This window comes from Lysinibacillus sp. NPDC093712, assembly GCF_050280025.1.
In the GTDB taxonomy this organism is placed as follows: domain Bacteria; phylum Bacillota; class Bacilli; order Bacillales_A; family Planococcaceae; genus Lysinibacillus.
Genome location: NZ_JBNNUU010000018.1, coordinates 1 through 12,276, shown reverse-complemented (window position 1 = coordinate 12,276; position 12,276 = coordinate 1). Strand labels below are relative to the sequence as shown.

Below are 12,276 nucleotides of genomic sequence, written 5' to 3'. Positions count from 1 at the left end.
GTCACACCCGTTCCCATACCGAACACGGAAGTTAAGCTCTTTAGCGCCGATGGTAGTTGGGGGCTTCCCCCTGTGAGAGTAGGACATCGCTAGGCGCAAAAAGTCGCTGCTGATACACTCAGTAGTGGCTTTTTTTATTTCTATATAACTAATTTAATTGAAACAGAACAAAAAATAGAGACATTTCATCATGAAGATGAAATGTCTCTTTAAATTTTTTAAACAGTTATAGCTCGTAGCTCCACACGTCGGATTTTACCTGATGTTGTTTTTGGCAGCTCATCTATAAAGACAATACTGCGAGGGTATTTATAAGGCGCTGTTAAAGCTTTAACATGCTCCTGAAGCTCTTTCGTTAATTCTTCCTCATCACGGCCTCGGAAGCTCTCACGTAGGATTATAAATGCTTTAACAATATGACCTCTAATTTCATCTGGTGCCGCAACAACAGCACATTCTTGTACAGCCTCATGCTTATTTAAAGCATCCTCTACTTCAAATGGACCAATTGTATAGCCGGATGAAATAATAATGTCATCTCCCCGTCCTTCAAACCAGAAGTAACCATCTTCATCGCATTTTGCTTGGTCACCTGTAATATACCAATCACCTCTAAAAGCAGCTTGTGTGCGTTCAGGTTCACGATAATACTCTTTGAATAAAGCTGGTGAAGATTTATGGACAGCGATATCTCCAACTTCTCCTACAGATGCTTCATTGCCCTCATGGTCAATAATACGCACAATATTTCCTGGAGTAGGAACACCCATAGAGCCAGGTCGTAATTCGGTGTTTTCAAGTGTACCAATTAATAATGTATTTTCTGTTTGTCCATAGCCATCACGTACTTTAAGGCCAAAATTTTTCATAAATGTTTCAATTACTGGACGATTTAACGGCTCACCAGCAGAAACGGCACTTCTTAATGAAGCTAAATTGTAATCTTTTAAATTATCAATCTTTGCCATAATACGATATTCAGTAGGTGTACAGCAAAGTACATTTACTTTTTCGTCCTGAAGAAGCTGAAGATAAGTATGAGGATCGAAACTACCATGATAGACGAAAGCAGTTGCCCCTAACATAATCGTCGATAAAAATGGACTCCAGATCCATTTTTGCCAACCTGGTGCTGCTGTAGCCCATACTAGGTCACCTTCACGTACACACAGCCACTTGGAAGCAGCTGTTCGAATATGTGCATAACCCCAGCCATGAGAGTGAACTACTCCTTTAGGTTTGCCCGTTGTTCCTGAAGTATAAGAAAGAAACGCCATATCATCACGTTTAGTAGCAACAGTCGTAAAGCTTGTTGGTTGTGTGTCAGCTAATGCATCTAAAGATACCCAATTATTTGTAGCATTGCCAATGACTAATTTATTATTTAAAGCAGCTACGGAAGAAGTAATTTGATCAACCTCGCTAGTAAAAGCTTCGTAGGCAATAACTGCGTTTGCAGAAGAGTGTTCCATACGATATTCTAAATCACTTGCACGTAACATCTCTGAACAAGAGATAGGAACGAGACCCGCCTTTAAACAACCGAGGAAAACAAAATAGGCTTCTGGTAGACGTGGGATAATGACTAAAACACGATCACCTTTTTGAAGTCCCCTCTCTGTAAAGGCATTCGCGTATTGGTTCATTTTTTGAATAAGGTCGGCATAAGAAATTGTACGACGATTTTGCTTTGTATCCAACCATCTTATAGCTTGACGATCACTATCTTGGGAAAACTTCTCTAATTCCTCTGTAATGTTGTAAAGTTCAGGTGCAATTAAATCATTTGTTACCATATATGAACATTCCTCCCCAAAACAAATTTGATAGAAAATTCTTAAAACTATTTTTATTTTAGCAATTACAATAATATACAGCAAGAATATTTGATGCACAAAATAGAAATATTAGATTTAATAGAGAACTATTATGCTTTAATACCTACGAATTAAAAATTATGCAATAAATTAAATAATTTTTTTGAAAAAGTATTGCATAATTTAGAATGCTTGCTATAATAATAAATGTACTTAAGAGGTTGTTAAAACCGAATTGAATAGTATTGTTCCGAAGTAGCTCAGTTGGTAGTAGCACCTGACTGTTAATCAGGTTGTCGCAGGTTCGAGTCCTGCCTTCGGAGCCATTTTTTTGCCCTTTTTTAATTAAAAGTTATTTTTAAAAAGAAATTATTGAAAAAGGCTTGCATCATAATGAAAATGATGTTATTATAAATCTTGTCTTGTTTAAGACATAACAAATGGCCCCTTGGTCAAGCGGTTAAGACACCGCCCTTTCACGGCGGTAACACGGGTTCGAATCCCGTAGGGGTCACCATTTTCTAAGCATCGTAGTAATGCATAGGCTTAAAAAGATAAATAAACTGTGAAGAAATAAACACCTGTTTCTATGGAGGATTAGCTCAGCTGGGAGAGCATCTGCCTTACAAGCAGAGGGTCGGCGGTTCGAGCCCGTCATCCTCCACCATATAGTGTTTTTTCGGAGGGGTAGCGAAGTGGCTAAACGCGGCGGACTGTAAATCCGCTCCTTAGGGTTCGGCGGTTCGAATCCGTCCCCCTCCACCAGTTTTATTTATACAAATGAATGGGGTATAGCCAAGCGGTAAGGCAACGGATTTTGATTCCGTCATGCCCTGGTTCGAATCCAGGTACCCCAGCCATTCATTTCTTATTTGAGCCATTAGCTCAGTTGGTAGAGCATCTGACTTTTAATCAGAGGGTCGAAGGTTCGAGTCCTTCATGGCTCACTTTTCTATAATTTAAATTCAAAAGTGTAACATTAACTACAGATACTAATCTCTTGCTGAAAACAGCAGGAGATTTTTTTTGCTATTTCAAAATGTATAAATATACGATTTTTTGTTGGGTTGAGCCAAGTACATTGTAGGCTTTACAATAGTCTTATTAAGAAAAGGGGGTATAAAATAATGAATAAACATCAAGTATCAATTATTGGAGTTCCAACAGATTACGGACAAACACGAAGAGGAGTTGACATGGGGCCTAGCGCAATCCGCTATGCGGGCGTTGTAGAGCGATTAGAAGCAATTGGTCACAAGGTAGAGGATCAGGGAGATATTCTTGTTAGCCAAGTACAAGAGAGTAATATAGATAAACAGCTATTAAATTTAGAAGAAGTTGTAGATGTTAGTACATCGTTAGCAAATCAAGTACATGAAGCATTAGAGCAAAAAAAATTCCCGCTTGTCTTTGGTGGAGATCATAGTATTGCAATCGGTACACTTGCAGGCCTAGGTGAACATTTCAAAAACTTAGGCGTTATTTGGTTCGATGCACATGCGGATCTAAATACACCTGAAACTACACCATCTGGTAATATCCATGGTATGCCACTTGCTGTTAGTATTGGCTTAGGGCATGAACGCCTTGTGCAAATTCGTAACTATGCACCAAAGGTTAAACCAGAAAATGTAATTATTATCGGGGCGCGTTCAGTAGATCCTGGTGAACGTGAGCTAATTCGCCAGCAAGGAATTAAAGTATATACAATGCATGAGGTAGATCGCCTTGGAATGACGCGTGTAATGGAAGATGCTATTGCCTATTTACAAGAACGTAAAGTAGATGGCTTACATTTATCGTTAGACTTAGATGGTTTAGATCCACTTTACACACCAGGAGTAGGTACGCCAGTGCCTGGTGGTATAACATATCGAGAAAGTCATTTAGCGATGGAAATGCTACAAGAATCAGGAATGCTAACATCTGCTGAGTTTGTTGAGGTAAATCCAATATTAGACGAAAAAAATAAAACAGCAGATGTAGCTGTGGCATTAATCGGTTCTCTATTTGGTGAGACACTAGTTTAATTCCAAATTGTGAAAATATTGTTTATCACCACATTGAATAAAAATCTTTTGTTATAATTGAATATAAATTGAAACTTTTCTTATAGTCGGGCCGTATAGTATAAGACAGTTGTAAAGGTGGAGAAATAAACACAATGGATGCGTTAGTAAATAAGAGAATAAAACAAGTGCTTAAAGGCGATCAAAACGCATTTGCCGATATTGTGAGTCTCTATCAGCACAAACTGTACCAAGTATGCTACCGAATGTTAGGAAACAAGCAAGAATCTGAGGATATTGCACAAGAAGCGTTTGTTCGTGCTTATATGAATTTGCATACTTTTGATCAAAAAAGAAAATTTTCGACGTGGCTTTATCGAATCGCGACGAACCTCTGCATAGACCGTATTAGAAAGAAAAAGCCGGATTATTACTTAGATGCGGAGGTAGCTGGTACAGAAGGGCTGGATATGTATTCGCAAATTGCAGCAGATGACCAGCTACCAGAAGAGCAGTTAGAGCAGATGGAGCTACAAGATCGCATTCAATATGAGATTGGACGTTTGCCGGATAAATATCGTTCAGTTATAGTATTGAAATATATTGAAGAATTATCGTTACAAGAAATCAGTGAAATTTTGGATATGCCTCTTGGGACAGTGAAAACGAGAATTCACCGCGGACGTGAAGCATTACGAAAGCAATTAAACAATCTGTAGGAGGGGGAGCATCATGAATATTTGTCCAGAGCATATCATAGATTATATGCATGATTATTTAGACGGTGACATTAGTCGTGAGCATGAACAAGAGTTGAAACAACATCTGCATTCATGCGGTGATTGCAAGCAATTGATGCAGGAATTGAGTGAGACGATCGCCTTTGTGAAGAGTGCTTCCCATATTACAGCACCTCCAGATTTTGAAGCTGCGGTGATGGCTCGTTTACCGAAACCTAAAAGTCGTGTAGGTATGCAAAAATGGATTCGCCGTCATCCGTTCTTTGTTGCGGCAGCAGTTTTCTGTTTATTTATGAGTGCTACTTTATTGGGGAACTTTATGGATGATCAGCATTTCTCTGTTACAAAACAACCAAACCTAGTTGTTGAAGGACAAACGGTTATAGTACCAAAAGGTGAGGTTGTAAAGGGCGATATTGTCGTTAAAAATGGCGATTTAATTGTTGAGGGTGAAGTAGATGGCAATGTAACAATTATTAACGGCCAGTATATGGCATCTTCTGCAGTCGTTTCAGGTAAAATAGAAGAAATAGACGAAGCGTTTGAATGGTTATGGTATACCATCAAAAATTCCGTTAAGACTGCAATGACATTTGAGGAAAAAGAAACTAAATAGAACTCTATACGTCCTACATGGTAGTGCACGGGAGAGGATGAAAAGTCTACTCATCTGGGTAGACTTTTCTTTTGAAAAAAGTTACATTTGAAAAGAATGTGCTATACTTAAATGAGTATGGATTCGCAATGAAAAGTGGGGGATGCCACGTGCAAATTATCGAACAATTCACGGATTTAACACCAGTGAATATTGTTATTAACTTCATAGATGTACTGCTCGTTTGGTACGTTGTTTATAAAATTTTAACCCTCATTAAAGGGACGAAAGCTGTCCAATTATTAAAAGGCATTTTCGTCATTATTATTGCACGCATTGCAACAGACTTTTTGGGGTTAGAAACATTAGGATGGATGCTAAAACAAGTAATCGAGTTTGGTTTCTTGGCCATCATTATCATCTTCCAGCCTGAAATCAGACGTGGTCTTGAGCAAATTGGGCGAGGCAAGCTGTTCCAACGTTCAACAAGTCAAGAAGAAGAAGAGCAAACTAGACTGATTGAAGCTATGAAGAAATCTGTTAGTTATATGGCTAAACGCCGTATTGGTGCGTTAATTTCTATTGAAAAAGACACAGGCCTAAATGAATATATTGAAACGGGAATCGCTTTAAATGCAGAAGTTTCGTCTGAATTACTTATAAATATTTTCATACCGAATACACCACTTCATGATGGGGCTGTCATTATGCAGAAAGATAAGGTCTCAGCAGCTGCTTGCTATTTACCGCTTTCTGAAAGTCCGTTTATTTCGAAAGAGCTTGGAACACGACATCGTGCAGCTCTTGGGCTCAGTGAAGTAACAGATGCGATTACGATTGTCGTATCTGAGGAAACTGGCGCAATTAGTATTACGTTAAACGGTAATCTACATCGCAATCTTTCTCTAGAGGAATTCGAAACACTATTACGTAAAATGTGGTTCGGCTCAGTACAAGAATCGAATGCAGCCTCTAAGTTGACTTGGAGGGGGAAAAAGAATGGATAAAATGATGGATAGCCCTTGGGTATTGCGAATCATTGCGCTTTTCCTAGCGTGCTTACTATTTTTCTCTGTTCGCACCGAGTTATCTTCTACAGATAAGACGGCGATGAGTGAACAGATGGAAGTGATTCAAGATGTCCCAGTAGAGGTTTATTATGATGACGATAATCTTATTGTAACGGGTATACCGAAAACAGTTAATGTCACGATTAAAGGACCAAAGCAAATTGCTTTAAATACAAAGCTCGTGAAGGATTTCTCAATATTTGTTGACCTAAATGATTTATTAATAGGTGAACATAATGTCAAACTACAATACGAGAATATTTCTGATAAATTGCAAGTGACGCTCGACCCAGCGACAGTGAATGTAAATATTGAGGAAAAAGTCACGCAAGAATTCCGTGTCGATCCTGAAATGAATAACCGTTTAATTGATGAAGGATATTACCTAAAAGGAATGTCTGCCAACCCAGCGACTGTATTTGTAACAGGGGCAAAAAGTGCTATTGAGAGCATTAGTTATGTCAAAGCAACTGTAACGGGTGAACAAGGTCTGAAACAATCCTTCTCTCAAGAAGCGGCAGTTAAAGTATTAGATCGCGATTTAAATAAATTAGATGTGACGATAGAACCAGAAAAAGTAAAAGTACGGGTAGATATTGCAGAATATAGCAAAGAACTACCTGTCTCGATAAAGGAAACAGGTAAAGCACCAGAAGGTATTACTATAAATCAATTAACCCTTGTTACGCATACACTGAAGCTATTTGGGAAAAAATCGATTATTGATGTTTTAAACGAAGTACCTGTTGAAATCGATTTATCAAAAATTACCGAATCAAAAACGTATGAATTTGATGTAAAATTACCAGATGGTGCGACTAAAGTATCTGAACAAAAGATTAAAATTAAAGCAGATGTTACAAAGGTTGAAAAAGCCGACAAGGTAGAAAAGGTAGAAAAAGAAACACCTACAAATGCCGAAACGAAACCTGAAGAAATAAATCCTGATTCTGTCACAGAAGAAGATATTGATTCTTAAACAATAACTGACTATAATTTTAACTTGATTCATTAGAGATTCCTGTCTCAACAAATCGTGCTTTCTAGCATATATAAAAATGCTACGAACAAGTGAGGCTCGGGCTAACATTAGTACAAGTACGATTTAGTAAGATTAAACGTACAACGCCTGAGAACCAATGCTTGGAGCTATAGAGCCTCTGAAAGATAGTGAGAGAGGCCTAACTACTACTACATGAATGAAAAAAGACTTTTCCAAAAGTAAGCAGACGAGCCGTCCGATTGTCCGCAGGAAACAGCATGATGCGGTCGTCTTGCATTGAAGGAGAGAACAATTAAAATGGGTAAATATTTTGGAACAGATGGCGTCCGTGGCGTCGCGAATAGTGAATTAACACCGGAATTTGCATTTAAACTAGGCCGCGTAGGTGGCTATGTTTTAACGAAGGATGCAACAGGGCGTCCAAAGGTATTAATTGGTCGTGACACACGTATTTCAGGTGAAATGCTTGAAGGTGCACTGGTAGCTGGGCTATTATCAATCGGCGTAGAGGTAATGCGTCTAGGTGTAATTTCTACACCAGGTGTTGCTTATCTTTCCCGAATTATGAGTGCAGATGCAGGCGTCATGATTTCAGCTTCACATAACCCAGTTGCCGACAATGGCATTAAATTTTTCGGTCCGGATGGTTTCAAACTAACTGATGCACAAGAAGCAGAAATCGAAGCAATTCTTGATGCGCCAGAAGATACATTGCCACGTCCAATTGGTGCAGATTTAGGTATTGTAAGTGACTACTTCGAAGGTGGACAAAAGTATATTCAATACTTAAAGCAAACGGTAGATGAAGAATTTGATGGTATTCATGTAGCACTAGATTGCGCACATGGTGCAACATCATCACTAGCGACTCATTTATTTGCTGACTTAGAAGCAGACATTTCTACAATGGGTGCTTCACCAACTGGTCTTAACATTAATGACGGTGTTGGTTCAACACATCCGGAAGGTCTTGCTACATTTGTTACTGAAAAGGGTGCAGATGTTGGTTTAGCATTCGATGGTGATGGGGACCGCCTAATCGCAGTAGATGAAAAGGGTAAAATCGTGGATGGCGACCAAATTATGTTTATCATTGGGAAACACTTAAATGCAGTCGGTCGTTTGAAAAAGCAAACGATTGTCTCTACTGTGATGAGTAATATGGGCTTCTACAAGGCTGTTGAAGAAAACGATATGCACAGTGTACAAACTGCTGTAGGTGATCGTTACGTTGTAGAAGAAATGCGTGCCAATGAATACAACTTAGGTGGCGAACAATCAGGCCATATTGTTTTCTTAGATTTCAATACAACTGGTGATGGCCTGTTAACAGGTATTCAACTTGTTAATATTATGAAGGCTACTGGGAAAAAACTATCTGAGCTTGCGGCGGAAATGACGATTTTTCCACAACGTTTAGTAAATGTACGTGTAACAGACAAGCATGCAGTGACGGAAAATGCAAAAGTTGCAGCCGTAATTGCGGAAGTTGAATCTGATATGGCTGGTAACGGTCGCATTCTAGTTCGCCCTTCTGGTACAGAGCCATTAGTTCGTGTGATGGTGGAAGCTGCTACAGAAGCGGACTGTGAACGTTATGTAGAACGTATTGCAAATGTAGTACGTAGCGAAATGGGTTTAACAGAATAATTGTTAAGTAACTCGATCTCTCATTATTGGGAGATTGAGTTTTTTTATGTTTGAAATAGATGGGAGAGGGAAGAATACTATTGAGTCACAATAACAAGGGGTGTTTTATTGATATGGCTAAAATAGCAACAGTAATAACAGATATGTTTGAAGATGTAGAGTATACAAGTCCAAAGGAAGCGTTAGAAGCAGCAGGTCATGAGCTAGTAACAATTGATACTGAGGCTGGAAAAGAAGTAAAAGGTAAACATGGGGAGAAAGTAAAGATCGATAAAGGTATTGATGAAGTCAAAGGTTCAGAATTTGATGCATTGTTCATTCCAGGGGGCTTTTCACCAGATATTTTACGTGCAGATGATCGTATTGTAGCCTTCGTCAAAACGTTTATGGACGACATGAAGCCAACCTTTGCAATCTGTCATGGGCCACAGCTTCTAATTACAGCGAAGACTTTAAACGGGCGTGATGCGACAGGCTATAAGTCCATACAAGTGGACTTAGAAAATGCAGGTGCTAATTTCCATGATGAAGAAGTATTTGTTTGCCAAAAGCAATTAGTAACAAGTCGTACGCCGAAAGACTTACCCGCTTTTAATCGAGAAATTGTGAAATTACTTGCAAGTAAAGAGAGCTAATTAAAGGGAACTCTAAATAATCATAACGTAAGATGCAACCTGTGATACATGTTGTGTCTTACGTTTTGTATTGCTTCTAAAGAATCTTATTCATTAATATGAGGTTGTAATACTGCTAGAATCTTGTCGAAGCCAATTTTTTATGTCTTTGCTCTAAAATTCGCCTTAAAAAAAGGAGAAAAAGAAGAAGTTTTTATAACGAAAATTTGACGAATAGCATATGATTGAGTATTATGGAGAAGCTGACGGCTTGGCTAGATCTTGTCCGCTTAGCAAGTGCAAAAGGGGGAAAGAGAGCACATAAATCGGAAAACAATTATAGCGCCTGAGCTGAGGAAATTGGACGAAGACATCTTCAGCAGACGAGGTGGAGGTTTATCGAAAATTCGGCGGATGCCTCCCAATCGACATACCCGATTGTCATTTTTCATTTTGAAAGCATTTAAGTGATTGAATGTACAGAAAATGGAGAAGGTATAAGTAAAGCAATAGATAAATAGAAAAACTTCACATATCGAAGCGAAGCACTATTTTAGATGGCTGAAATAGTACGAGGATGTGCGCGGATAAGTATGCTTATTTTTGAGAATAAAATAAGTAGTACTGTTTACGCCCACTGAAAAAATTTCGATACGCTGAGGTCTAGTTTGTCATTGCGTTAATATGACAATATCGGAGGAAAAGTAATTATGTGTGGAATTGTAGGATATATTGGTGAATCAGATGCAAAGGAAATTTTATTAAAAGGGTTAGAAAAGCTTGAATACCGTGGCTATGACTCAGCAGGTATTGCTGTGCGCAATGAAGAGGGCGTAACGATCTTCAAAGAAAAAGGTCGTATCGCTGACTTACGTGAAGCAGTAGACGAGGACGTTGCTGCGAAAGTTGGGATTGGTCATACGCGTTGGGCAACTCACGGTGTGCCAAACCGCTTAAACGCTCACCCCCATCAAAGTGCGTCAGGTCGTTTTACGATTGTGCATAATGGTGTTATCGAAAACTATCATTTATTACAAAAAACATATTTAAAAGGCATTCCAATGAAGTCTGACACAGATACAGAAGTTATCGTGCAGTTAGTTGAGCTATTTGTGAAGGATGGTCTGCAAACAGCAGAAGCATTCCGCAAAACATTATCATTATTACACGGCTCTTATGCACTTGCATTGTTAGATGCTGAAGTGGCTGACACAATTTTTGTAGCGAAAAACAAATCACCACTTCTTGTAGGTGTAGGTGAAGGCTTTAACGTAGTTGCATCAGATGCAATGGCAATGCTACAAGTAACGGATCAATTCGTGGAATTACACGATAAAGAAGTTGTTATCGTACACAAAGGCAGTGTTGAAATTACAAAATTAGACGGCACAGTAGTAGAGCGTGCACCATATACAGCAGAGCTTGATATGAGCGATATTGAAAAAGGTACGTACCCTCACTATATGTTAAAAGAAATGGATGAACAGCCAACAGTTATTCGTAAAATCATTCAAGCATACGAAGGCGAAAATGGTGATTTAACAATTGATGCAGATATTTTACATGCATTGCAAGCTGCAGACCGTTTATACATTATCGCTGCGGGCACAAGTTATCATGCAGGTTTAATTGGTAAACAATATTTCGAGAAAATGGCAGGCATTCCTGTTGAAGTTCATATTTCAAGTGAATTTGGCTATAACATGCCATTGCTATCAGAAAAGCCGTTATTCATCTTTATTACACAATCAGGTGAAACAGCGGATAGCCGCCAAGTGCTTGTGAAAATTAAAGAGCTTGGCTACCCAACATTAACTATTACGAACGTACCAGGTTCGACGCTGTCACGCGAAGCAGACCATACGCTATTATTACACGCAGGTCCAGAAATCGCAGTAGCTTCTACAAAAGCATACGTAGCTCAGGTCGCAGTACTTGCAGTAACAGCATATGTGACAGCAAAAGCAAGCGGTAAAGGCTTAGAATTTGATTTGAAAAAAGAGCTTGCGATTGCAGCAAACGGTATTCAAACAATTATCGATTCAAAAGATGTATTAGAAGATATCGCAGAAGACTATTTAAAAATTGCACGCAATGCATTCTTCATCGGTCGTAATATCGACTTCTGCGTAAGTCTTGAAGGAGCTTTAAAACTTAAAGAAATCTCATATATTCAAGCAGAAGGCTTTGCAGGTGGCGAACTCAAACACGGTACAATTGCCTTAATTGAAGAAGGAACACCAGTATTCGCCCTTGTAACACAGGAAGCGGTAGCATTAAATATTCGCGGCAATGTGAAAGAGGTAGCTGCACGTGGCGCTTATCCATGTATTATCGCAATGGCTGGCGTAGACGAAGACGGCGACCGTTTAATCATACCGCATGTCAATGAATACTTAACACCACTCGTTTCAGTAGTGCCATTACAGTTAATTAGCTACTATGCTGCATTACACCGCCGTTGCGACGTTGACAAACCTCGTAACTTGGCGAAGTCAGTAACTGTGGAGTAGGGCTGGAGAGTTATAGTGTTTGTTGTGTTGAGTTGTAATAAAGATGTATACTAGACAAAAAAGTCGTATACTTTTCAATAAAGTCTTATACTGGACAAAAAAGTTGTATACTGATTACTTAAACTGAATACATGAGTGATTATAACTATGAAATAAAAACCTTGGTACAGTGAACTGCACCCCAATTGTTAGACACATCTAACAATTGGAGGTGCATTTTTTTATGGCTAAATATACTGCAGAGGAAAAATTACAAGCAGCTTTA

The 12,276-nt window shown here is 38.9% G+C and carries 9 protein-coding genes, 6 tRNA genes and 1 rRNA gene; 15 read left to right on the top strand and 1 reads right to left on the bottom strand.

Features of this window, described 5'->3' with window-relative positions; all coding sequences use genetic code 11:
• Positions 1–95 (top strand): 5S ribosomal RNA (rrf, locus tag ACQKNX_RS25535); the annotation flags it as partial.
• 123 nt (positions 96–218) lie between these two features.
• Here the strand turns inward: rrf and mbcS are convergent.
• Positions 219–1,796, bottom strand: a complete 1,578-nt coding sequence (mbcS, locus tag ACQKNX_RS25530) for an acyl-CoA synthetase MbcS (protein ID WP_427431329.1) — start codon at positions 1,794–1,796, stop codon at positions 219–221.
• 270 nt (positions 1,797–2,066) lie between these two features.
• On the opposite strand from mbcS, the gene ACQKNX_RS25525 reads away from it, so the two are divergent.
• From ACQKNX_RS25525 to glmS, 14 genes are all read left to right on the top strand, one after another.
• Positions 2,067–2,143 (top strand) — tRNA-Asn (locus ACQKNX_RS25525).
• 116 nt (positions 2,144–2,259) lie between these two features.
• Positions 2,260–2,334: transfer RNA gene (locus tag ACQKNX_RS25520), tRNA-Glu, on the top strand.
• 74 nt (positions 2,335–2,408) lie between these two features.
• Positions 2,409–2,484, top strand: a tRNA-Val gene (locus tag ACQKNX_RS25515).
• A 14-nt stretch (positions 2,485–2,498) separates the two neighbouring features.
• A tRNA-Tyr gene (locus ACQKNX_RS25510) sits at positions 2,499–2,582 on the top strand.
• Between the two features lie 20 nt (positions 2,583–2,602).
• Positions 2,603–2,677: transfer RNA gene (locus tag ACQKNX_RS25505), tRNA-Gln, on the top strand.
• A 14-nt stretch (positions 2,678–2,691) separates the two neighbouring features.
• Positions 2,692–2,764, top strand: a tRNA-Lys gene (locus ACQKNX_RS25500).
• 180 nt (positions 2,765–2,944) lie between these two features.
• A complete protein-coding gene (rocF, locus tag ACQKNX_RS25495; RefSeq protein ID WP_427431328.1) occupies positions 2,945–3,847 on the top strand; it encodes an arginase in 903 nt (300 codons plus the stop codon).
• 134 nt (positions 3,848–3,981) lie between these two features.
• Entirely contained in the window at positions 3,982–4,545 is a 564-nt protein-coding gene (gene sigW, locus ACQKNX_RS25490) for an RNA polymerase sigma factor SigW (protein WP_004225410.1), read from the top strand.
• Between the two features lie 13 nt (positions 4,546–4,558).
• Positions 4,559–5,182, top strand: coding sequence for a zf-HC2 domain-containing protein (locus ACQKNX_RS25485; protein ID WP_427431327.1), 624 nt, complete (start codon positions 4,559–4,561; stop codon positions 5,180–5,182).
• Between the two features lie 149 nt (positions 5,183–5,331).
• Positions 5,332–6,168, top strand: a complete 837-nt coding sequence (cdaA, locus tag ACQKNX_RS25480; protein ID WP_427431331.1) for a diadenylate cyclase CdaA — start codon at positions 5,332–5,334, stop codon at positions 6,166–6,168.
• Positions 6,161–7,210, top strand: a complete 1,050-nt coding sequence (locus ACQKNX_RS25475) for a CdaR family protein (protein WP_427431326.1) — start codon at positions 6,161–6,163, stop codon at positions 7,208–7,210. The genes cdaA and ACQKNX_RS25475 overlap by 8 nt, the downstream gene beginning before the upstream one ends.
• 321 nt (positions 7,211–7,531) lie before the next feature.
• Positions 7,532–8,884 carry a phosphoglucosamine mutase gene (gene glmM, locus ACQKNX_RS25470; RefSeq protein WP_427431325.1) on the top strand — a complete coding sequence of 451 codons (1,353 nt, stop codon included), beginning with the start codon at positions 7,532–7,534 and terminating at the stop codon, positions 8,882–8,884.
• A 113-nt stretch (positions 8,885–8,997) separates the two neighbouring features.
• Entirely contained in the window at positions 8,998–9,519 is a 522-nt protein-coding gene (locus ACQKNX_RS25465) for a type 1 glutamine amidotransferase domain-containing protein (RefSeq protein WP_340821810.1), read from the top strand.
• Between the two features lie 689 nt (positions 9,520–10,208).
• Positions 10,209–12,011: a glutamine--fructose-6-phosphate transaminase (isomerizing) gene (gene glmS / locus ACQKNX_RS25460; protein WP_427431324.1), complete on the top strand. Its 1,803-nt coding sequence runs from the start codon at positions 10,209–10,211 to the stop codon at positions 12,009–12,011.
• The last annotated feature ends 265 nt before the right edge of the window (positions 12,012–12,276 follow it).

Coding starts and splice junctions, on each gene's coding strand:
- ACQKNX_RS25465 (WP_340821810.1), top strand. CDS start 8,998: ATGGCTAAAATAGCAACAGTAATAACAGATATGTTTGAAGATGTAGAG.
- mbcS (WP_427431329.1), bottom strand. CDS start 1,796: ATGGTAACAAATGATTTAATTGCACCTGAACTTTACAACATTACAGAG.
- rocF (WP_427431328.1), top strand. CDS start 2,945: ATGAATAAACATCAAGTATCAATTATTGGAGTTCCAACAGATTACGGA.
- glmM (WP_427431325.1), top strand. CDS start 7,532: ATGGGTAAATATTTTGGAACAGATGGCGTCCGTGGCGTCGCGAATAGT.
- ACQKNX_RS25475 (WP_427431326.1), top strand. CDS start 6,161: ATGGATAAAATGATGGATAGCCCTTGGGTATTGCGAATCATTGCGCTT.
- glmS (WP_427431324.1), top strand. CDS start 10,209: ATGTGTGGAATTGTAGGATATATTGGTGAATCAGATGCAAAGGAAATT.
- sigW (WP_004225410.1), top strand. CDS start 3,982: ATGGATGCGTTAGTAAATAAGAGAATAAAACAAGTGCTTAAAGGCGAT.
- ACQKNX_RS25485 (WP_427431327.1), top strand. CDS start 4,559: ATGAATATTTGTCCAGAGCATATCATAGATTATATGCATGATTATTTA.